Annotated in this window: 20 protein-coding genes and 6 tRNA genes; 18 read left to right on the top strand and 8 right to left on the bottom strand. The window is 61.4% G+C overall.

Annotated elements, in window-relative coordinates:
* Positions 1 to 9 precede the first annotated feature (9 nt).
* Both ACFRFQ_RS19050 and ACFRFQ_RS19045 read right to left on the bottom strand, forming a co-directional pair.
* Positions 10 to 543: a GNAT family N-acetyltransferase gene (locus ACFRFQ_RS19050; protein WP_378660799.1), complete on the bottom strand. Its 534-nt coding sequence runs from the start codon at positions 541 to 543 to the stop codon at positions 10 to 12.
* A gap of 66 nt (positions 544 to 609) precedes the next feature.
* Positions 610 to 1902: an MFS transporter gene (locus ACFRFQ_RS19045; protein WP_378660797.1), complete on the bottom strand. Its 1293-nt coding sequence runs from the start codon at positions 1900 to 1902 to the stop codon at positions 610 to 612.
* A gap of 20 nt (positions 1903 to 1922) precedes the next feature.
* On the opposite strand from ACFRFQ_RS19045, the gene ACFRFQ_RS19040 reads away from it, so the two are divergent.
* Positions 1923 to 3308 carry a GH1 family beta-glucosidase gene (locus ACFRFQ_RS19040; protein WP_378660794.1) on the top strand — a complete coding sequence of 462 codons (1386 nt, stop codon included), beginning with the start codon at positions 1923 to 1925 and terminating at the stop codon, positions 3306 to 3308.
* A gap of 161 nt (positions 3309 to 3469) precedes the next feature.
* Complete coding sequence (locus tag ACFRFQ_RS19035; protein ID WP_378660791.1) at positions 3470 to 3952, top strand: 2-isopropylmalate synthase; 483 nt, start codon at positions 3470 to 3472, stop codon at positions 3950 to 3952.
* A gap of 142 nt (positions 3953 to 4094) precedes the next feature.
* Here the strand turns inward: ACFRFQ_RS19035 and ACFRFQ_RS19030 are convergent.
* From ACFRFQ_RS19030 to ACFRFQ_RS19010, 5 genes are all read right to left on the bottom strand, one after another.
* Positions 4095 to 4169: transfer RNA gene (locus ACFRFQ_RS19030), tRNA-Val, on the bottom strand.
* A gap of 17 nt (positions 4170 to 4186) precedes the next feature.
* Positions 4187 to 4262: transfer RNA gene (locus tag ACFRFQ_RS19025), tRNA-Gly, on the bottom strand.
* A gap of 92 nt (positions 4263 to 4354) precedes the next feature.
* Positions 4355 to 4429, bottom strand: a tRNA-Val gene (locus ACFRFQ_RS19020).
* Between the two features lies 1 nt (position 4430).
* A tRNA-Cys gene (locus ACFRFQ_RS19015) sits at positions 4431 to 4501 on the bottom strand.
* Between the two features lie 25 nt (positions 4502 to 4526).
* A tRNA-Gly gene (locus tag ACFRFQ_RS19010) sits at positions 4527 to 4599 on the bottom strand.
* Positions 4600 to 4884: 285 nt separating this feature from the next.
* On the opposite strand from ACFRFQ_RS19010, the gene ACFRFQ_RS19005 reads away from it, so the two are divergent.
* From ACFRFQ_RS19005 to ACFRFQ_RS18935, 15 genes are all read left to right on the top strand, one after another.
* A tRNA-Val gene (locus ACFRFQ_RS19005) sits at positions 4885 to 4956 on the top strand.
* Positions 4957 to 5170: 214 nt separating this feature from the next.
* Positions 5171 to 5572, top strand: a complete 402-nt coding sequence (locus ACFRFQ_RS19000) for a TIGR02611 family protein (RefSeq protein ID WP_378661572.1) — start codon at positions 5171 to 5173, stop codon at positions 5570 to 5572.
* Positions 5573 to 5703: 131 nt separating this feature from the next.
* Positions 5704 to 7761, top strand: coding sequence for a threonine--tRNA ligase (thrS, locus tag ACFRFQ_RS18995; protein ID WP_138868306.1), 2058 nt, complete (start codon positions 5704 to 5706; stop codon positions 7759 to 7761).
* A complete protein-coding gene (locus ACFRFQ_RS18990) occupies positions 7758 to 8312 on the top strand; it encodes an HIT family protein (RefSeq protein WP_378660787.1) in 555 nt (184 codons plus the stop codon). Before thrS ends, ACFRFQ_RS18990 begins: the two co-directional genes overlap by 4 nt.
* Positions 8313 to 8372: 60 nt before the next feature.
* Positions 8373 to 9032 carry a phosphatidylinositol phosphate synthase gene (pgsA, locus tag ACFRFQ_RS18985; RefSeq protein WP_378660785.1) on the top strand — a complete coding sequence of 220 codons (660 nt, stop codon included), beginning with the start codon at positions 8373 to 8375 and terminating at the stop codon, positions 9030 to 9032.
* Complete coding sequence (locus ACFRFQ_RS18980) at positions 9029 to 9931, top strand: phosphatidylinositol mannoside acyltransferase (RefSeq protein ID WP_378660782.1); 903 nt, start codon at positions 9029 to 9031, stop codon at positions 9929 to 9931. Before pgsA ends, ACFRFQ_RS18980 begins: the two co-directional genes overlap by 4 nt.
* Positions 9928 to 11055, top strand: coding sequence for a glycosyltransferase family 4 protein (locus tag ACFRFQ_RS18975; protein WP_378660779.1), 1128 nt, complete (start codon positions 9928 to 9930; stop codon positions 11053 to 11055). The genes ACFRFQ_RS18980 and ACFRFQ_RS18975 overlap by 4 nt, the downstream gene beginning before the upstream one ends.
* Entirely contained in the window at positions 11052 to 12074 is a 1023-nt protein-coding gene (locus ACFRFQ_RS18970; protein ID WP_378660777.1) for an NUDIX domain-containing protein, read from the top strand. Before ACFRFQ_RS18975 ends, ACFRFQ_RS18970 begins: the two co-directional genes overlap by 4 nt.
* Positions 12075 to 12177: 103 nt before the next feature.
* Complete coding sequence (gene pdxS / locus ACFRFQ_RS18965; protein WP_317823298.1) at positions 12178 to 13086, top strand: pyridoxal 5'-phosphate synthase lyase subunit PdxS; 909 nt, start codon at positions 12178 to 12180, stop codon at positions 13084 to 13086.
* Positions 13087 to 13113: 27 nt separating this feature from the next.
* Entirely contained in the window at positions 13114 to 13776 is a 663-nt protein-coding gene (locus tag ACFRFQ_RS18960; RefSeq protein WP_260684089.1) for an AzlC family ABC transporter permease, read from the top strand.
* Complete coding sequence (locus tag ACFRFQ_RS18955) at positions 13773 to 14081, top strand: AzlD domain-containing protein (protein WP_378660773.1); 309 nt, start codon at positions 13773 to 13775, stop codon at positions 14079 to 14081. Before ACFRFQ_RS18960 ends, ACFRFQ_RS18955 begins: the two co-directional genes overlap by 4 nt.
* Positions 14082 to 14519: 438 nt before the next feature.
* The gene (locus ACFRFQ_RS18950; protein WP_378660770.1) at positions 14520 to 15062 is read left to right on the top strand and encodes a putative immunity protein; all 543 of its coding nucleotides are present in this window, start codon (positions 14520 to 14522) and stop codon (positions 15060 to 15062) included.
* Positions 15063 to 15397: 335 nt separating this feature from the next.
* Positions 15398 to 16264: an amidohydrolase family protein gene (locus tag ACFRFQ_RS18945; protein ID WP_378660767.1), complete on the top strand. Its 867-nt coding sequence runs from the start codon at positions 15398 to 15400 to the stop codon at positions 16262 to 16264.
* 7 nt (positions 16265 to 16271) lie between these two features.
* Positions 16272 to 16886: a TetR/AcrR family transcriptional regulator gene (locus tag ACFRFQ_RS18940; protein ID WP_378660764.1), complete on the top strand. Its 615-nt coding sequence runs from the start codon at positions 16272 to 16274 to the stop codon at positions 16884 to 16886.
* A gap of 299 nt (positions 16887 to 17185) precedes the next feature.
* Positions 17186 to 18274 carry an alpha/beta fold hydrolase gene (locus ACFRFQ_RS18935; RefSeq protein WP_378660761.1) on the top strand — a complete coding sequence of 363 codons (1089 nt, stop codon included), beginning with the start codon at positions 17186 to 17188 and terminating at the stop codon, positions 18272 to 18274.
* Here the strand turns inward: ACFRFQ_RS18935 and ACFRFQ_RS18930 are convergent.
* Positions 18238 to 19893: a flavin-containing monooxygenase gene (locus ACFRFQ_RS18930; RefSeq protein WP_378660758.1), complete on the bottom strand. Its 1656-nt coding sequence runs from the start codon at positions 19891 to 19893 to the stop codon at positions 18238 to 18240. The two genes, ACFRFQ_RS18935 and ACFRFQ_RS18930, sit on opposite strands and share 37 nt — an antisense overlap.
* Positions 19894 to 20008: 115 nt before the next feature.
* Here ACFRFQ_RS18930 and ACFRFQ_RS18925 point away from each other — a divergent pair, with 115 nt between their 5' ends.
* Positions 20009 to 20626 (top strand): TetR/AcrR family transcriptional regulator, encoded by a 618-nt coding sequence (locus ACFRFQ_RS18925; RefSeq protein WP_378660755.1) that lies wholly within the window; start codon positions 20009 to 20011, stop codon positions 20624 to 20626.
* The last annotated feature ends 27 nt before the right edge of the window (positions 20627 to 20653 follow it).

Below are 20653 nucleotides of genomic sequence, written 5' to 3'. Positions count from 1 at the left end.
TCGGCGCGATCAGCTGACCGGTCGCTCCATCACAAAATCGTGATGGAGCTGGGTGCCCACGACAAAGGTCTTGGTCCCGACTCGCGTGAAGCCGTGCTTTGCATAGAACTTCTGAGCTCGCGCGTTTTCCTGGTTCACACCAAGCCAGATTCCCGTGCTGCCACTTTCTCGGGCGTGAGCGACCACTGCGGTCATCAAGGATGCTGCGGCGCCGCTGCCGTGGTTTCCGGGAAGCACGTACAGCTTGCTCAACTCTGTCGTCGGGCGGAGTGTGAGTGCCGCCCGCACGTCGGGATCGGACGGTTCGGCGTCGATGAGCATCGCGTAACCGACTATGGCGTCGCCGGAGATCACTTTGAGAACCGTGCGCGTCGGGTCGGTCAGGTATTCGGAGAACTTGTCGACCGAGAGCACGTTGTCGATGAAGGCATCGATGTCGTCGGCGGAAGCGTCGGGCGGGCAGGCGAGTGGAAACGTCACCGCTGCCACGTCGGCGATTGCCTCGGAATCCCAGATTCCGGCCCGATCAACGGTGATACTCACGTAACTTCGTCCTTCCTTGCACGTGCAATGGTCGCTCAAGTACACCACTTGCTGTGCTCGCGGCGGCTATCCGGTTTTCTCGGCTGCCACGCTTTCGGCGCGTTTCGGGGCGAAAGCCGGTGCGAGCGCGATCAGAATCACGCAGAACGCCAGCGGTATAAGGAACCCGACCCGCAGGTCGCTGAATGCAGCGACAGCTCCGACTATTCCGCCGCCGACCACGGTACCGACGTAGTTGAAGAGGTTGATGCGAGCGATGACGGAATCGATCTGATCGGGCGGAGCCATCCGTCCGGCGGCGCTGAAGCAGATCGGGGCGATCACCGGTAGGCCAAGTCCGACGATGAGGAATCCGGCGATGGCAATCGAGGGAGACTGCGCCGTCACGACGACGGTCATGCCGATCACACCGATCAGTGATCCGGCGCGGACGACCATGGTTTCACCGAACTTGCCGACCCAGTAGTCGCCGGTCAACCGCGCGACCAATGCCGCGATCTGGTAGGCGGCCATCGAGAGCGCAGCAGTGCTCGCATCAGCCAGAAGTACGTCTTCGAGGTACAGCGTCGACCAGTTGCCGATGCTGAAATCGACCGCATAGAACAGTGCCATCGCGACTCCGAGCAGGACAAACGCTCGCATCGGGACGCTGAGCGTGACTGCACCACCGACGTTGGTATCGACGGCCGTCGTTGCGCTGCGATCGAGCAGCGACGGACCGAACGCCAGAAGCAGAAGGGCCACAATCACTCCCGCACACACCTGGGTTACCCGCACCGAGATGTCGAGGCCCGCGGTGGCGGAGATGAAGAGTGCGCCGGCAATTGCCCCGACGCTCCAGGCCGCGTGGAACGAGCTGAGAATGAATCGTCCCTTGGCGTGTTGGATCGAGACGGCTTGCATATTCGCTGCCGCATCCACAATGCCGAGGCCGACCCCGTAGAGCGCGAGGCAGACAAAAAAGAGCGCAGAGTTAGGGGCCAGGCCGGTGGCACCGCCAAAGATTGCGATGACTGCCAGTCCGGTGCGCAGGGTGGTTTTGCTCGAGGTGCGGACAGCGAGCCGTTCAGCGAGAACGCTGCCCAATCCGGCAATGACCGATATCGACACAACCGCGACCACCAGCAGTGACTCGCTGAGCGCAAACATGTCTCGATACGACGGCAGCTGCGTCAGGATCGACGCGAGGAGGAAACCTTGGAGTCCGAAGGCCACGGAGGTGGCGATCCGTGCCCTGCTCAGGGTGCGGGTGTGATCCGTCATCGAATGTGGCCTTTGTCTTGGTTTGGCTGCTTTGCCGAACGGTACTGGATCTCGATACTGGTCGAGTGTCCAACAAACTCGCGTGTCGCGCAGCATTCTTTGGTTAACTGACCATCATGAGTGGACATCCAGCAGCAGCCTTCCCGCCCGAGTTTGTGTGGGGGACCGCGACGGCGGCGTACCAAATCGAGGGCGCAGTCACCGAAGGCGGTCGTGGACCGTCGATTTGGGACGACTTCTGTGCCCAGCCCGGTGCCATTGTCCGTGGTGAAACCGGCGCGGTCACCGCCGATCACTATCACCGCTGGGAATCCGACGTCGACTTGATGTCGCAGCTCGGGCTCGACGCGTACCGCCTGTCGCTGTCGTGGTCGCGGATCCTTCCCACCGGATCGGGCGCGGTGAACCAGGAGGGTCTCGATTTCTACGACCGCCTGATAGACCGGCTGTGTGCGGCCGCAATCACGCCCGCTGTCACGCTCTTTCACTGGGATCTGCCCTCAGCTCTGCAAGAGCAGGGCGGATGGATGAACCGCGACACAGCATTTCGGCTGGGGGAGTTCGCCCAGATTGTGGGCGATCGATTCGCAGATCGCGTCGGCATGTGGATGCCACTCAACGAACCTGTTGTTCACACCCTCTACGGCCACGCGCTAGGGGTGCATGCGCCGGGGCTCGCTCTGGGATTCGCGGCCTTCCAAGCCGCGCATCACCAACTACTCGGACACGGTGTGGCTGTCGACGCGTTGCGGTCGGCGGGATGTTCGGGCATCGGTATCGCGTCGAACCACGCGCCGGTGCGGGCCGCATCGGATTCGCCGGAAGACGTGATGGCCGCAGACATCTACGACCACGTCGTCAATTGGATGTTCGCCGACCCGATACTGCTCGGAAAGTATCCGGCCGACGAATTCGCGCAGTTGCTCACCGGGCCGATCGACGAGGATCTGACGATCATCAGTGCGCCCCTCGACTGGTACGGCATCAACTACTACGAGCCGACGATGATCGCCGCCCCCGTCGATGGGCAGGGCACCGACGGGGTTCTCGAGATCGACCTGCCGCCGGGACTTCCTTTTGCGCCGGTGGCGATAACGGGTTATCCGACAACAGATTTCGGATGGCCGATCGTTCCCGAAGGGCTCGGGGAGATCCTGCGGACGTTCCACTCGCGGTTCGGTGTGTCCCTGCCGCCGATCTACATCACCGAGAGCGGATGTTCGTTCCACGACGCACCGGACAGTGCGGGCGAGGTGAGCGACACTGCCCGGATCGAGTATCACGACGCTCATTTGCGGGCTTTGCGATCGGCCATGGACGACGGCGTCGACGTACGCGGCTATTTTGTGTGGTCGCTACTCGACAATTTCGAGTGGGCAGCCGGTTATCAGGAACGATTCGGGCTCGTCCACGTCGATTTCGACACGCAACAACGGACGCCCAAGGCGTCGTTCGAGTGGTACCGCAGCTTGATCGCGGCGCACAAGGCAGTGCGGGTTTGACGGCCAGGTTTGCATTCTGGCACCTGGCCGCCTAGCCTCACTCACATGAAGCGCATTCTCGTAGTACACCGCCGTAGCGGGGTCTGAATCGGACCGACCCCTCGCTGCGGGTCGTCGTGCTACCAGTTGGTCCTCCACTTCATTCCAGGAAGACCACGACAATGACTTACAACTTCGCCTTCGCTTCTGATTCTGCTTCTTCCTTTGCCGGCGATCCTTTTGCCGCGCGGCATGGAAAATCGCTGCCTGCCGGCCTGCGTTCCGAATGTGCTGAGATGTCGTGGAACGAATTCGAATCCACGTATGCGGCAATGAGTGGTCCGATTCGTCTGGGTGCATGGTCGAGCGAGAAGATTGCCCCCGGTCGCTGGGCGTACGAGGCGACTCTCGGTCTCGGGGAGCGCATCGCGACGGCATCCGCCACCGCGACCGGAGCAATTTCTGCGATGACATCGATGCTGCACGACGCAGGAATCGCGCTGGAGATTCTCTCGTTCCACCAGTACGAAATCGGTCACCGCACGGCAACCTTCATTTTCACGGAGTGCGACGGTCGTCGGAACTGGGCCATGGGAATCGGCGAGTCGGCAACCGAGTCGTCACTGCGCGCGATGACGTCGGCAGCCAACCGCTTCTCGAACTGAAGAGTCGATTTCACGATCCGCACGCGCTGATCCGGAATCTGACAGGGTTCCGGATCAGCATGTGCTGATGCATCGACAATTCCGCGTACAACGAAAGAAAGCCGGAACCCCGTAAGGGATTCCGGCTTTCTTCATATTTCCTTGGTGCGCGATACTGGGATTGAACCAGTGACCTCTTCCGTGTCAGGGAAGCGCTCTCCCGCTGAGCTAATCGCGCGGGTCTGGAGATAAAAATGGAGCGGACGACGGGATTCGAACCCGCGACCCCAACCTTGGCAAGGTTGTGCGCTACCAGCTGCGCCACGTCCGCATGTGTATTGAACTCCGTTACCGGCGCTCAGTACTTGTCTAACCTATCAGACCCGCAAGCGGATCTTGACCATCAGGCCCGAGGGCCTGACGTGGTGCGCGATACTGGGATTGAACCAGTGACCTCTTCCGTGTCAGGGAAGCGCTCTCCCGCTGAGCTAATCGCGCGAGGTGGAGACGGGAATCGAACCCGTGTGCACGGCTTTGCAGGCCGTTGCCTCACCACTCGGCCACTCCACCGTAAAAGGTTGAGTTACACCTCTCGAGCGGACGACGGGATTCGAACCCGCGACCCCAACCTTGGCAAGGTTGTGCGCTACCAGCTGCGCCACGTCCGCATTGCACCGTGTTGCTTGGGGAGTTGGTTGCTCTCCTCGGTGCGTTGAAAACATTAGCCGACGGTGTCGGATTCATACAAATCACCAGCTCAGTCGGTGTTTTGGTGGTGGGATCGCTCAAATTTGCGATGTTTTCGGTCGGTTGAGCGCGGATGTCAGGCTCTGCAATGGGTGAAATCGGGCGTTCAGCGAGGAGAATGAATGCCAACCTGGTGATTCGTATTCAGGGCGCGAGCGTGTTAATGTTCCAACTCGTTCGAGCGCATGCGTTCGAACGAGATTTGAGGTCCCGTGGCTCAGTGGGAGAGCGTCCGCTTCACACGCGGAAGGTCGCTGGTTCGATCCCAGCCGGGACCACAAGTACACCCTGAAGGCGTTCCCGAGAAATCGGGGACGCCTTCAGTCGTTTCCGGACCAGACGAGACAATCCGGGCGCACCCAAGATTTCGGTAGCCTGGGGCGCAAGACGTGCTCTATCTACGGAAACAGGTGAGGGAAGCTGACTACCAAAAAGGTCGACCCTCCCGTCGACGATTCCGACCTGACTCTCTTCCGCGAAGCCGAGTCTCGTATCCACGAGGCAGAGTCCCGCTGGACTAAGTGGCGCGCACGTATCGCCAGCAGTCCGAGTCTCAATCTTGCGTATCGAATCGCTGTCGGTTTTGTCGGGCTCGTCGTACTGGCGGCCGGCGTTCTTGCCATTCCTTATCCCGGGCCGGGTTGGCTCATCGTCTTTGCCGGCCTCGGAATCCTGGCGTCGGAGTTCGCGTGGGCTCATCGACTACTGCATTTCGCCAAGGCGCGGTACGACCGTTTCATGACGTGGTTCGGCAAGCAGTCACTGGTTGTGAAGGGAATCGGCGTTCTGTTCACCACAGTGATCGTCATCGCGACGTTGTGGCTACTGGGCACCTTCGGCCTGATCGGGACCTGGGTTGGGCTCGACTACTCCTGGCTCGAGTCGCCACTCTGAGCTGAAAGTGGCTTGTTAACTTCAGTCGGTTGACTCGTCGGGTCGGCAGGGTAGATAACATGATCGTGCACGTGCTCGCTGTGGGTGCGATGCACGATTTACTAGCCGCAATACATTAGGAGCACATCGCCGTGACCAGTCCCGCGCCAGAGCACTCAGCCGCCCCACTTCGGGTGCCCGCGGGGACGACCGCCGGGACTGCGGTGCGTGAAGCTGGATATCCCACGAAGGGGCCGGACGTCATTGTTGTCGTTCGTGACAGCGAAGGAACGCTCAAGGATCTGTCGTGGACCCCGGAGGTCGACGTCGAGGTGGAACCCGTTGCAGCCTCCACCGAGGACGGCCGCAGCGTTATCCGTCACTCGGCCGCGCACGTCTTGGCGCAGGCAGTGCAGAAGGAATTCCCCGACGCGAAGCTGGGAATCGGCCCGCCGATCACCGATGGCTTCTACTACGACTTTGCCGTCGATCGTCCGTTCACTCCGGAGGATCTGACCAAGCTCGAAAAGCGGATGAAGCAGATCATCAAGGGATCGCAGCGATTCTCGCGTCGAGTTGTCGATTCCATCGAGGACGCTCGCGTCGAATTGGCAGACGAGCCGTTCAAGCTCGAGCTCATCAACGACAAGTCTGGCATCGATGATCCGGAGATCATGGAGGTCGGTGGCAACGAACTGACCATCTACGACAATCTTGATCCGCGTACCGGCGACACCATCTGGTCCGACTTGTGCCGTGGTCCGCACATCCCGACCACGAAGCACATTCCGGCCTTCAAGTTGACCCGAAGCTCCGCAGCCTACTGGCGCGGCAACCAGGACAACGCCGATCTGCAGCGTGTCTACGGCACAGCCTGGGAGTCCACCGAGGCGCAAGACGAATACCTGGAGCTCCTGGCCGAAGCCGAGCGCCGCGATCACCGCAAGCTCGGTACCGAGCTCGATCTCTTCAGCTTCCCGGACGAGTTGGGCTCCGGCCTGCCGGTCTTCCATCCGAAGGGCGGAATCATCCGCACCGAGATGGAGAACTACTCACGTAGCCGCCACATCGAGGCCGGCTACGAGTTCGTCAACACCCCGCACATCACTAAGGGCCACCTGTACGAGGTCTCGGGTCACCTCGACTGGTACAAGGACGGCATGTTCCCCGCGATGCACGTCGACGCGGAGCTCAACGAGGACGGCACGGTGCGCAAGCCGGGCCAGGATTACTACCTCAAGCCGATGAACTGCCCGATGCACAACCTGATCTTCCGTGCGCGTGGCCGCTCGTACCGCGAATTGCCTTTGCGGCTCTTCGAATTCGGCTCTGTGTACCGCTACGAGAAGTCGGGCGTCATTCACGGTCTGACGCGCGTGCGCGGCATGACTCAGGACGACGCGCACATCTACTGCACCCGCGAGCAGATGCGCGACGAGCTCACCACCACGTTGCAATTCGTGCTGAATTTGCTCAAGGACTACGGTCTCGACGATTTCTACCTGGAGCTGTCCACCAAGAACCCGGACAAGTTCGTCGGTAGCGACGATGTCTGGGAAGAGGCAACCGCAACACTCGCCGAGGTCGGCGAGGCATCAGGCCTGAACTTGGTGCCGGACCCGGGTGGAGCCGCGTTCTACGGCCCCAAGATTTCCGTGCAAGTCAAGGATGCGCTCGGCCGCACGTGGCAGATGTCGACCATTCAGCTCGACTTCAACCTGCCCGAACGTTTCGACCTCGAATACACCGGCAGCGACGGCGTCAAGACCCGGCCGGTCATGATCCACCGGGCGCTGTTCGGCTCGATCGAACGATTCTTCGGTGTGCTGACCGAGCATTACGCAGGCGCGTTCCCGGCGTGGCTCGCGCCGGTGCAGGTTGTCGGTATCCCGGTCGCTGAGGCCTTTGTCGATCATCTCTTCGATGTCACCAAGAAGCTCAAGGCGGCAGGCGTCCGCGCCGAGGTCGATTTCAGCGACGACCGGATGCAGAAGAAGATCCGCAACCACACGACGCAGAAGGTTCCGTTCATGCTGCTCGCCGGTGAGCGGGACGTCGAGGCCGGAGCGGTCAGCTTCCGCTTCCGCGACGGAACGCAGATCAACGGTATTCCCACCGACGACGCGGTTCGGATCATCACGGAGTGGATCGCTCGACGCGAGAATGCTTCTCCGAGTGCAGAACTGGTTCAGTCAAGCGTGGCGCCATGAGCGCGCCGGGTAGTGAAGGCCCCGGTTCGTTGATCGATCAGGGTGTCGGAGATCCGGACCATCTTCAGCGGATCTGGTCGCCCCACCGGATGTCGTACATCACCGAGGCACCCAACACCCCGGGCACAACGGGTGAGCCGTTCATCGACATTCCCAAGATGTCGGATGAGGAGGGGCTGATCGTCGCCCGCGGTGAGCACGTGTACGCGGTCCTGAACCTTTACCCGTACAACCCTGGTCATCTGATGGTGGTGCCGTACCGCAAGGTCGCGGCGCTCGAAGACCTGACGCCGGAGGAAAGCGCCGAGTTGATGGCGTTCACGCAGCGCGCGCTGCGGGTCATCAAGAGTGTGTCCAATCCGCATGGCTTCAACGTGGGTCTCAACCTCGGCGCCGCTGCCGGTGGCTCGCTGTCCGAGCACCTTCATCAGCACATAGTTCCGCGGTGGGGTGGCGACGCCAACTTCATCACCGTATTGGGCGGGGTCAAGGTAATGCCGCAGTTGTTGCGCGAGACCAGGGGATTACTCGCTCGTGCTTGGCAAGAGTGAGCGGGCCGAGGTGATTCGTCGGGTCCCGGTTCGGGGCTCACTACGTGGAGGTTTCCAGAGGTGTTGAGCTTCTTCGGACGCGCATCGGTGTCCAAGGTGACGGCACCGATGGGTAAGGCTCTGATCAAAACAGGTTTGACGCCTGACGCGGTCACGATCATCGGTACGGTCGCAAGCATTGCCGGCGCCGTGACGCTGTTCCCGTCCGGGCATCTTTTCTGGGGAACTATTTTCATCTGGTTCTTTGTCATGTTCGACATGCTGGACGGAGCGATGGCGCGCGCACGGGGCGGCGGAACCCGCTACGGCGCGGTTCTCGACGCCACGTGTGATCGAGTTGCCGACGGCGCGATTTTCGCGGGTTTGGCTTGGTGGGCCGTCTACCACGAGAACAACAAGTGGCTCCTGGTGGCGACGCTCATCTGCTTGGTCACCAGCCAGGTCATTTCGTACGCGAAGGCCAGAGCAGAGGCGAGTGGCCTGACGGCCGACGGTGGCTGGATCGAGCGCCCTGATCGTCTGATCATCGTGCTGGTCGGTGCCGGACTCACCGGACTCGGATTGCCGTGGGCGATTCACATCGCGATGTGGGTACTTGCCGCAGGCAGTATTGTGACTGTTTTCCAGCGTGTGCTTGCGGTGCGGAATTCGCCTGGTGCGCGGGAACTTCTACCGATCGCACCGGCTGGATCCGACACCGAAGGTGAGTCCGACAAGTGAGTGTTGCCGAACGCGCTACTGATCTGGGTTACGCCGCGGGTTGGCGACTGGTTCGCAGCCTGCCGGAGTCCGTCGCGGTCAAACTTTTCAATGTCGGCGCGGATCTTGCGGTGCGTAAGGGTGGTCCCGAACAACTGCGGAAGAACCTGGCCCGAGTTCTCGGAGTCACGCCGGCTGAGGTTCCGGATCAGCTGGTCAAAGAGTCGATGCGCTCGTACGCGAGGTACTGGCGCGAGGCCTTCCGGTTGCCTTCGATGGATTTGGCTGCCACGGGCAAGGCGCTCAACGATCTGGTCGAGGGGCAGGAATACCTCGAGAAGGCAATGGCCGACGGCAAGGGCGCAGTGTTGGCCTTGCCGCACAGTGGCAACTGGGACATGGCCGGCGTGTGGTGCGTTCAGCAGTGGGGTGGTTTGACCTCGGTCGCAGAGCGATTGAAGCCGGAATCGCTGTACGAGCGTTTTGTGGAGTATCGCGAGAGCCTCGGTTTCGAGATATACCCGCTCAGCGGCGGGGAGCATCCGCCGTTCGTGGAATTGTCGAAGCATCTGCACGAGAACAAGATCGTGTGTTTGTTGGGGGAGCGTGACCTGGCAAAGAAGGGCGTGCCGGTGACGTTCTTCGGCGAACCCACTCGTATGCCGGCGGGCCCTGCAAAACTTGCCATCGATACCGGAGCGGCCTTGCTGCCGGTGCACTGCTGGTTCACCGACGACGGTTGGGGATTCAAGATCGATCCACCGGTCGATGTGTCTGAGGGAATCGGCCCGGCCACTCAAGCGCTAGCCGATCAGTTTGCGATCAACATCGCGGCGCACCCGGCAGATTGGCACATGCTGCAACCACTCTGGCGTTCCGACCTTTCCGAATCGCGGCTCGCCCGCATGGAGGGTGAATGAAAATCGGCATGATCTGCCCGTATTCGTTCGACGTACCTGGTGGGGTACAGGCGCATGTGGTGGATCTGGCCGAGGTGTTGATCGAGCGCGGGCACAAGGTGAGCGTGTTGGCGCCGTCGTCGGATGACGACGAGCTGCCGGAGTTCGTCGTGTCGGCGGGCAAGGCCGTCGCGATTCCGTACAACGGTTCCGTTGCGCGGTTGTCGTTCGGCCCCACCGCGAATGCGCGCCTGCGTAAGTTCATCGCCGAAGGCGGCTTCGACGTATTGCATATTCACGAACCCAACGCACCCAGTCTGTCGATGCTCGCGTTGCGTATTGCGGAGGGCCCGATCGTCGCTACGTTCCATACCTCGACCACGAAGTCGTTGGTACTGAGCACTTTCCAAGGCGTGTTGGCTCCCTATCTCGAAAAGATCAGTGGTCGCATCGCCGTTTCGGAGCTGGCCCGTCGGTGGCAGGTCGAGTCTCTGGGATCGGACGCCGTCGAGATCCCGAACGGCGTCGACGTTGCTGCGTTTGCCGGGGCGGAACTTCTGCCCGGTTATCCACGCGACGGTGGAACCATCCTGTTTCTCGGTCGCTACGACGAACCGCGCAAGGGGATGGCTGTGCTGTTGGGTGCATTGCCGGCGCTGGTCGAGCGTCATCCGGATCTCGAGGTCATCGTGGTGGGACGCGGCGACGAGGACAAGCTTCGTAAAGAGGCGGGGAAGTACTCCCGTCACCTGCGGCTGCTCGGTCAGGTCAGTGACGAGGAGAAAGCGTCGGCGTTGCGCAGCGCCGACGTGTATTGCGCGCCCAACCTCGGTGGAGAAAGTTTCGGAATCGTGCTGGTGGAGGCGATGGCAGCCGGTACTGCTGTCGTGGCCAGCGAGCTCGACGCCTTCCGCCGGGTACTTCGCGACGGACAGGCCGGATTGTTGGTTCCGATCGGGGATTCCGACGCGCTGGCCGTGGCCATCGATTCGGTTCTCGGCGATCCCGACCGTCGTCGGGCATTGGTCAATACCGCGACTGCGGTGGTTGCCGAATACGACTGGCCTGTGGTGGCTGAACAGATTCTGCGGGTCTACGAGACGGTGACTGTGGGCGGCACCGGCGTGCACGTGGTGGGATCGTGACTTTTTCTGCACTGACAATTTTTGTCCTCGGGCTCATTGCTGCCGTCGTTCTGGTTATCGGACTGTGGGCGTACGGAACGGCAAACCGGTTGGACCGCTTGCACGTCCGTTCGGATCAGTCGTGGCTGGCGCTCGATGCGGCTTTGTCGCGTAGGGCCGCTGTGGTTCGAGCTGCGGCGGTCGACATGAGTGCCGAGGATGCTCGACGGTTCGTGACGCTGGCGGATGCGGCGGAACGTGCCGATCGGCAGGACCGTGAGCTGGCAGAGAACAGACTGTCGAATGCTCTCGCCGCATATGGAACGACGTCGTTGCGGCCGCAGCTGGTTGCGGAGTTGGCTGACGCGGAGGCCCGGGTGCTGATCGCTCGGCGGTTCCATAACGACGCTGTGCGTGACACCCTCGCGCTGCGAACCCGCAGACTGGTCCGCTGGCTTCACTTAGGCGGAACCGCCCCGCTGCCACAGTATTTCGAGATCACCGAACGAACGACAGCTGCCGCAGTGCCCGAGGGAATTACCGTGGATACGGCTCGGACGTCGGCGCGGGTGGTGCTGCTCGATCAACAGGACCGCGTGCTGCTTCTGCGCGGACACGATCCGAAGATCCCGGACCGGCAGTTCTGGTTCACTGTCGGTGGGGGAATCGAACGGGGTGAACAGATTCGCGGCGCCGCAGTTCGTGAGGTTGCCGAGGAAACAGGGTTGGCGATCGCGCCGGAAGACCTCCGTGGTCCGCTGTGGCGTCGCGTCGCGATTTTCCCGTTCGACGGCGAGTTGATCCGCTCGGAGGAGTTGTTCTTCACCACTCGAACCTCTGGCTTCACTCCGGTGTTCAAGGGTCACACCGAATTGGAACAACGCGCGATTTCCGGTTTCCGCTGGTGTAGTGCCGACGTCATTCGCGAACTGACAAAGGCCGGTGAGCCGGTGTACCCCCTCGATTTGGCAAACCTGCTGGCAGAAGCTGCGACCATCGCTGACGGCACCGAAGATCCTGAAGTGCGCTCGATCCGCTGATCGTATTTAAGGCCAGCAATGGCAAATTGGCTACGGAATCAAAGGCCGGTTCGTTCTACAGTTCTGGGGTTCGATCATGACGCCACTATTGCAGGAGTTTGCTGTGAGCACCCCCGATTCCGCCCCCACCACTGCCGTTGGCACCGCACGCGTCAAGCGCGGTATGGCCGAGATGCTCAAGGGCGGTGTGATCATGGATGTGGTCACCGCCGAGCAGGCCAAGATCGCCGAAGATGCCGGCGCGGTTGCCGTCATGGCACTCGAGCGTGTCCCGGCCGACATTCGCGCCCAGGGCGGCGTCTCGCGGATGAGCGACCCGGACATGATCGACAGCATCATCGCCACCGTCAGCATCCCCGTCATGGCGAAGGCCCGCATCGGCCACTTCGTGGAAGCGCAGATCTTGCAGAGCCTCGGCGTCGACTACATCGACGAGTCCGAAGTTCTCACCCCGGCCGATTACGCCAACCACATCGACAAGTGGAAGTTCACGGCACCTTTCGTCTGTGGCGCTACCAACCTCGGTGAAGCACTGCGTCGCATCAACGAAGGTGCGGCCATGATCCGTTCCAAGGGTGAAGCCGGCACCGGAGACGTCTCCAACGCAACCACCCACATGCGCACCATCCGCGCCGAGATCCGTCGCCTCACCTCGCTCAGCGAGGACGAGCTGTACGTCGCGGCAAAGGAACTGCAGGCTCCGTACGAGCTGGTCGTCGAGGTTGCCAAGGCCGGCAAGCTCCCCGTCACCATGTTCACCGCCGGTGGCATTGCCACCCCGGCTGATGCCGCGATGATGATGCAGCTCGGGGCCGAGGGCGTTTTTGTCGGCTCGGGCATCTTCAAGTCCGGCAACCCGCAGCAGCGTGCCGAGGCCATCGTCAAGGCCACGACGTTCTTCGACGACCCGGACGTGCTCGCCAAGGTCTCCCGTGGACTGGGCGAAGCGATGGTCGGCATCAATGTCGACGACCTGCCCGTCGGACATCGTCTCGCCGAGCGCGGTTGGTGATTTTTTCCAGGGCGGTAATCTGACTCGGTGCCTGATCGTCAATCCCTTGCGGCTCTACTCCCGTTGGGGTTGGCGATGGCATTGGTCGGTGCTTCGTTCGGAGCGGTTGCGGTAGCGGCGGGGGTGTCGTTGCCGCAGGTTATTGCTCTGTCGGGCATCGTCTATGCGGGCGGAGCTCAGTTTCTCGTGGTGGCGGCGGTGGTTGCAGGTGCAGCCCCCGCCGCCGTCGTTTTTGGTGGGCTGCTTCTCAACGCACGTCATCTGCCGTACGGCTTGGTGCTTGCCGACGTTCTGCGGGGGAGTTGGCCCTCACGCATCTTCGGCGCGCACCTGATGACCGACGAGGCCACGGCGTTCACCACAGCGGAACTTGCGTCGCACGGTGATGTGTCCCGGGCCCGCAAGACATTCTTCGCCGCTGGGATCACGCTGTTTCTCGCGTGGAATATCGGCACGGCAATAGGCGCGGTCGGCGGAAATCTTCTGGGCGATCCCAACGCGCTGGGGATCGATGCTGCATTTCCGGCCGCTCTGCTGGCGCTCACAGCCGGCGCGTGGCGAGACCGTGTCGATCGTCGGGTTGCGTTGCTGGGGGCGGCAATTGCGGTGGTTCTGACGCCCGTACTGCCTGCCGGTCTCGGCGTCATTGCCGGGTTGCTCGGTTTGATCGCGGCGGGCCGCAGCCGATGAGTTGGTGGATCATCGGTCTGATCGCCCTGGGGACCTTCGGGTTTCGTGTTTCTGGACCGCTGTTGCGGGATCGGATACACCTGAGTCCGCACACAGTGCGCATGCTCGGGTTGGGTGCCACGGCACTTCTGGTGTCGCTGGCCGCTACCCAGACGGTCTACTCCGGCGACGGTTTTGCCGGGTGGGCGCGAGTGCTCGGCGTCGTCGTGGCAGGCGTTCTGATTTGGCGTCGTGCACCATTCGTGGTGATAGTCGTCGGTGCGGCGACGGTGACCGCGCTGCTGCGAGTCGTCGGCATCGCTTGAACGGTATGTGTGTCACATGGTTTCGACGGCCGAGGTCATGATCCATGGAATGGATGTCGGCACCGGCAGAATTCGAGCAACCCAGCGTAGTAGTCCATGGCCACGATCTCGGCACACCGAGCGGGCTGTGGTGTGAGTTTGAGGCAGCGTTCGATCCACCCGCGTCCCAGGGAGGGAGCGGGGTGAGTGCAGTTCACGCATTGACCGGGGCGATCCGCGACACGGACGCCGGCTGAGTGCATCACGGGCATGAGCCCAGGCTGACAGCATCCGCTCACGAGATCAATGATTTGGCTCGAGCGGAAACTATCTGGGCAAGGTTGACGACGGCGTTCGTAGCTTGAAACGTCGAAAGCTCGATTCCTAGCGTCGAGGCTACAACCGAACAGATTCGGATCACCCCGAAATCTGGCAATTCATTCTGAGAGAATCGACGCGATGACACAGGCAAGCGGCGATTTCGAATTGACGATGGACGAGTTGCGCACGGTCGCACGGTTCGCTGCCGAGAGCGCTCAACAGTTGCTGTCGGCATTCGAGGCCGAAGCGCCTGACGACCGACGTCCGCGAGCGGCACTCGACGCTGCATGGGCTTTTGCCGATGGGGATCCGAGAACCAACCTGCAGCGTGTCACCGCCCTCGATGCCCACCGGGCTGCAAAGGAAAACGGAAGCGAGATCGGACAACTCGCAGCGCGTGCGTGCGGGGACGCCGCTGCCGCCGCCTACTTGCATCCCATCGCGAGAGCGACGCAAGTCGGCCACATCTTGCGAGCGGCGGCGTGTGCCGCTCGAGTCGCTGAGTTGGATGCAGACGGAGATGAAGCCGCCGCAGCACAATCCATAAAGTCGACGTGCGATCGCGCTACATCCGTGTTGCTCGACGTCCTCGGGTGGTACCCGGCCGCACCTGTGGGGAAGAGCAGGCTTGCCCAAATCATGAGCACTCTCGACGTTTCCCTACGCCGACGCGAGCCCTAGCTCCGAATCACCTTCTCGCGGAATTGCGTTTCGATCAGATTGGCCCCGGTGCTGCCGTCATCGCCGACTGTTCGGACCGGACCGCTCAGGCAACCCTGAGGTCGCTGATATAGAACACAATTTCATTTTATCTGACGGGCGATATGACGGGCAGGCCCGAATCCGATGGTGCACCAGTATTCGAACCAGTGCCGATAACTTGATGTTTAGTGGATCCATGGCGGCTCTGGACTTCAGCCCGACCAGGCTCTACTCTCAGGACAATCGATCAAATAGAACACAGTTTCATTATTGACCATTGGGTCTAGTGGATCAAAGGTGGAGGAGTCACAGGTATGACGCCATTCGAGGGCATTCCCATCGTCGACACACTTATCGGGTTTCGTGAGTCCGGTGGGCACGAGTACGACTTCATCACCAAGCAGACCAAGGACCGGGAAAGTCGCGAGTCGTTCGAGTTCCCGGCCGAGTATATGTTCAAGGGCGTTCCCAAGGATCTGTCTACCGCCGACCCGGTGTCGGTGACGTTGCACGAGATGGACAAGCACGGTATCGAAATCGGCATGGTCACTGTGGCGACCGAGTCGGGTAGGAGTGCAGTGCAGCAGTTCCCCGACCGTTTTGTGCCACAAGGTTCGGCGGTGGACCCCAACAACATCATGGGCACTCTGTCGACGATGACGCGGGAATACGAGGAATTCGGCATCAGATCGGTGAGTTCGTTTGCCGCGGGCACCTTTCCGCAGGTGGCTCTCAATGCAGCGCAGATGTATCCCATCTACGCGAAGTGCGTCGAACTGGATATTCCGATCTTTGCGTGCGCCGGTATCGCCGGACCTCGATTGAAATCCGCGGTACAGCACGTGGAACTCATCGACGAGGTGATGTTCGATTTCCCTGATCTGGTGTTCGTCACCAGGCACGGCTGTGAACCGTGGGAGGAACTGGCCGTCAAGCTCATGCTCAAGTGGCCCAACTTGTACTACTCGACGTCGGCTTTTGCGCCGAAGCACTACCCCAAGTCGATAGTCGACTACGCCAATTCGCGTGGTGCCGACAAGATTATCTACGCAGGTTACTTTCCGGCCGGGTTGACATTGGACCGTATCTTCGCAGACATGCCACACGTACCGTTCAATGCAGACGTGTGGCCGAAGTTCTTGCATCTGAACGCCCGCAAGGTTTTGAAGCTGAAGGAGTGATCGAGCGATGACTGAGGTGGCTGCCGCAGCACCGATGAACGCCGACAACATGACGGCGTCGCAGCAGGAGCGTCGGAAAGCGCTCACCGACACCGTAATCGAGATGCTCGCGGAAATGAGCCCGGACTCCGTCCAGATTCGCGAGGTTGCCGAGCGTGCGGGCGTCGCCTTGGGAACTCTGTATCGCTACTTTCCTGCCAAGCAGCATCTGATGGCAGCGTCGATGGTTGCGTGGAACGCACGTTTCGACGCCGGCGTTACCGGTGAGCGTTCAACGCGTTCCGGTAGTGAATCGGTCCTGAATCGAGTCCTCGAGATGTACGCCAGGCAGATGGATGCATTTCACCGCAGACCGAATTTCGCTCGCCTCGAGATCGAGCTGCAGACTTGCGCAGACCCGTACGTCCGAGACGAGATGGACGACCGCGCCGCCGCCAATCGGACAGCGCTGTTCGGCGTGATGAACGGGGTGCCACCCGAGCTTGCCCGGGTGGCTTCACTGTCCATCGGCAGCACGATGTTGAATTCGATGATTCTCTGGACCACGGGGCGTATCGGCTTCCCGGAGGCCCTTCGGAACGTTGAGGATGTCTGTCGGTTGGTTCTCGCCGACTACGCCTGAGACTGTCGATCGCCCTGTGCCCTGTAGATCCCCAGGTCGGAGATCTGGGGGATCGGGTCCGGCGGATAGGGGTTGGGCGGCGGTGGGGTCGGAGGCACAGGCGGCGGTGTCGGCGGGACAGGGCCAGGCGCTGGCGGGATTGGTTCAGGCACAGGGTTCGGCGGCACTGGATCGGGCCCGGTATCCGACGGAAGCGGAATGCTGTGCGCCAACGCAAAAGGATCGATCATGCGGGTCATGTACCCCGATACTCCGGTCGCAAACACTGATGCGGGTGGGGCGTCGGATAGGTTGGTCGTATGGGGGAAACCAGGGGACCTGATCCGATTGCCGTCGAGTCGGATTCGGAGGAGCAGACCGATATTTCGACGGTTCGGAGGCCGCGGTGGCGATTCCTTCGCGTCGTGCGATGGATCTGCGTCGCGATACTTGCGATAGTTGTTGGTGCTGTTTCGATTTCGACCATCGATCATCGGTGGCAAACTCCTCGGGACAAGCAAGCCATCGAGCAACTTGTCGGACCTTCGCACCGCTATGTCGATGTGGACGGACATCGGATGAGCGTCGCTGTTCAAGGCTCAGGCCCACGCACCATTGTTCTCATGCCTGGTATGGGTACGCCTGAGCCGATCCTCGATTTTGCGCCACTCGCACGACGTCTGGCGGAGGCGAACACGGTGGTCACCGTCGAGAACTTCGGGTTGGGGCTCAGTGACGGCACAGACGCGCCGCGAACCAGTGAAGCAATCGTCGACGAGACGCGTTCTGCGCTGAGCGCCCTGGGATTGAACGGTCCCTATGTTCTCATGCCACATTCCATTTCCGGTCTGTACGCGATGTGGTGGGCTACCAACCATCCTGACGAGGTTGCCGCCGTCGTGGGGTTGGACGACGAGCGCTACACGTCCGAACTTGCCGAAGGGCTACCGGAGTGGCCGGGCTGGATGTCTACGGTTACGGCACTGGGTGGGGTCCGGGACTTGATCTTCCTGGATATGCACACCGATTATCTGGGGCTGGCGGCCGACTACCGAGAAAGCCTCGAGGACGCCGGTGAATACACCCCGGAGCAGCAAGAACTCTATTTACGCTCGTACTCCTGGGTCTTGAATTCGACGATGCTCGCCGAGACAGCTCACGAAGCTGAGAACGTGCGCGGCGCCGAGGGCGCCACTTTCCCTCCGACGATGCCGGCCATGTCGATCCTGGCGTCGTCGTCACTCACAGCCGACCCGGAATGGGAGTCTTCCCACCGCGCGGCAATCACCAACTCGTCCATTCAACAGGTCGAAATAATGGACGGCCACCACTACCTGTTTCATGCACACGCGTCCGAGATTGCCGAGATGACTCAGCGATTCCTCGATGAAAACGTACCGCTTCGCTGAGTCAGTTCGGGGGTGGTGGTGAACCCGCGATAGTTGTCGGCGGCGATCTGAGTGCAGAGGTTTCGATAGTTTCCGACCCCACCGAGATAGGGCATGAAGATTCTCGGCTTACCGGGTACGTTGGCGCCGAGATACCACGAATCTGCCTGCATGTAGAGACTTTCCGCGGCAATCGAGGTCACGTGGTCTACCCACTGCTCCTGCGCGGAAGTGGTCGCTTCGGCGAAACGCGCGCCGACGCGGCGCATGTGGTCGATGTAGTCCGCGACCCACTCGACGTGTTGCTCGATCGAGACCACGACGTTGGACAATACCGAAGGACTGCCCGGTCCGGTGAGGGCAAACATGTTGGGGAAGCCGGCAACCGCGACGCCGAGATACGTGCGTGGCCCAGCCGCCCAGGCCTCGCGTAGTGGGATGCCACCTCGCCCGCGGATGTCGATGGCGTTCAGCGCCCCGGTCATGGCGTCGAATCCGGTGGCAAAGACGATCATGTCGAGTTCGTGCAGACCAGCCGACGTCTGGATTCCCTCGGGTGCTATTCGCTCGATCGGTGAGACGCGGAGGTCCGCCAGTGTGACGTTGGCTCGGTTGTAGGTCTCGTAGTAGTCGGTGCCGATGCACAGTCGTTTCGAACCCAAGGGATACCCCTTGGGGCACAGCGCCTCTGCCGTAGTCGGATTTTCGACGGTTTCGCGGATTTTCGACCGGACGAATTCAGCGGCGGTCTCGTTGGCGTCGACGCTCATCATGATGTCGCCGAAGGTGTTCTGGAACGCGATTCCGCCGCCGGCCCAGCGGCTCTCGTATTCCTTGTCGCGGACCTCGGGAGCGGTCTCGAGTGCCAGTCCGACGGGCGGCGGGAGAATCCAGCCACCGTGGGATTCGCGCAGATTCTGGCGACGAGTGGGGTAGTCGGCCTTGATCTCGTCGAGCTCGTCCGGTCCGAGTGCCCGGTTACGTGCCGGGATAACGAATCCCGGTGTTCGCTGAAAGACGGTGAGGTGTTCGGCCTGCTCGGCGATGAGCGGGATTGCCTGTACTCCGGATGATCCGGTGCCGATGACACCCACGCGCTTGCCCGTGAAGTCGACACCGTGTGACGGCCAGTGCCCGGTGTGATGGACCTCGCCGCGGAAATCGTGCTGGCCGGCTATGTCCGGCATTCGGGCGGAGGACAGTGCGCCGGTGGCCATGATCAGCCACTGACTGGTGACAGTCTTTCCGTCGTCGGTGGTGATTGTCCACAATCCCGTCGTCTCGTCGAAACGAGCAGATGTCACGCGAGTTCCGAACGTGATGGCTTCCCGCAGATCGAACCGATCGGCGACGTGCTCGAGATAGGAGAGGATCTCAGGCTGCGCGGGGAAGCGTTCTGTCCACACCCACTCCTGTTGAAGGTCGTCGTCGAAGGAATACGAGTAGTCGGCGCTGTCGACGTCGCAGCGCGCGCCGGGGTAGCGGTTCCAGAACCACGTTCCGCCGACGCTACTTCCGGCTTCGAACCCTCGCACGGACAGGCCGCGCTCTCGAAGGCTGTGCTGCGCATAGAGACCGGCGAATCCGGCGCCCACGACAATTGCATCGAAGGTGGGCGACTGCGAAGGGTTGTTCAACATGGGGACTGCCTCGTTTCACGGTGAGAGGTGGGGACGACACGGCGTGCCAGTAGCATCAGTGCAGGCAGTGTGAGTACGCCGCACGGTGTTCGGGTGTAACGGGAGGAATGCAAACGTGGACGCAGGGCCCAACGACAGGCCGGCGCAGTTGGATCCCGCGTCGTTGCCCAAAGGTCAACAGGCGCGGCGCCAACACATCATCGATGTCGCCAGCGATTTGCTGGTCGCCGACGAGTTCGAGCGCATCCAAATCCGTGATGTTGCAGAGGGTTCCGGCGTTGCACTCGGCACTGTGTATCGATACTTCACGTCCAAGGAGCATCTGTACGCGGCGGTGTTGCGCGACTGGTCTGCGACGGATCCGATCAAGCACGGAAACCCGGTTGATGTATCGCGCTCGCCCGCCGAGCGGATACGCGAGCGCCTGCATCACTCGGTCCGTCGGTTCGAGGAGTTTCCGACTTTTCTTCGGCTGCAAAGCAGTCTCCGGCAGTCCACTGATCCGATTGTGTCCGAGATCTTCGCCGAGTTCTCCGATCAGGTGCTGACCTCGTATCGCGCGCAACTCGCCGATCTGCCCGCTGGCGATGCTGCAGACGTCGTGTCGATCGTGACCGCTGTGTTGACTCACCAGTTGGTGCTGTTCGGTTTGGGACGCCAGGACGCAGCAGAAGTGCATCGACTGCTCGATCGCACTGTTGACATGATTTTTTCGTTGAACGGCACGAGCTGAGCGACGGCAGCATTCCGCGCTTGTAGG

The organism is Rhodococcus sp. NPDC056743 (assembly GCF_042790355.1).
Lineage (GTDB): Bacteria > Actinomycetota > Actinomycetes > Mycobacteriales > Mycobacteriaceae > Rhodococcus_F.
The sequence above is the reverse complement of the archived record's forward strand: the minus strand, read 5'-3'. Positions and strand labels throughout refer to the sequence as shown.

Excerpts from the sequence above, each read along its gene's own strand:
- ACFRFQ_RS19045 (WP_378660797.1), bottom strand. The coding sequence starts at position 1,902 with ATGCTGCGCGACACGCGAGTTTGTTGGACACTCGACCAGTATCGAGAT.
- ACFRFQ_RS19040 (WP_378660794.1), top strand. The coding sequence starts at position 1,923 with ATGAGTGGACATCCAGCAGCAGCCTTCCCGCCCGAGTTTGTGTGGGGG.
- ACFRFQ_RS19035 (WP_378660791.1), top strand. The coding sequence starts at position 3,470 with ATGACTTACAACTTCGCCTTCGCTTCTGATTCTGCTTCTTCCTTTGCC.
- ACFRFQ_RS18990 (WP_378660787.1), top strand. The coding sequence starts at position 7,758 with ATGAGCGCGCCGGGTAGTGAAGGCCCCGGTTCGTTGATCGATCAGGGT.
- ACFRFQ_RS18975 (WP_378660779.1), top strand. The coding sequence starts at position 9,928 with ATGAAAATCGGCATGATCTGCCCGTATTCGTTCGACGTACCTGGTGGG.
- ACFRFQ_RS18955 (WP_378660773.1), top strand. The coding sequence starts at position 13,773 with ATGAGTTGGTGGATCATCGGTCTGATCGCCCTGGGGACCTTCGGGTTT.
- ACFRFQ_RS18950 (WP_378660770.1), top strand. The coding sequence starts at position 14,520 with ATGACACAGGCAAGCGGCGATTTCGAATTGACGATGGACGAGTTGCGC.
- ACFRFQ_RS18945 (WP_378660767.1), top strand. The coding sequence starts at position 15,398 with ATGACGCCATTCGAGGGCATTCCCATCGTCGACACACTTATCGGGTTT.
- ACFRFQ_RS18940 (WP_378660764.1), top strand. The coding sequence starts at position 16,272 with ATGACTGAGGTGGCTGCCGCAGCACCGATGAACGCCGACAACATGACG.
- ACFRFQ_RS18935 (WP_378660761.1), top strand. The coding sequence starts at position 17,186 with ATGGGGGAAACCAGGGGACCTGATCCGATTGCCGTCGAGTCGGATTCG.
- ACFRFQ_RS18930 (WP_378660758.1), bottom strand. The coding sequence starts at position 19,893 with ATGTTGAACAACCCTTCGCAGTCGCCCACCTTCGATGCAATTGTCGTG.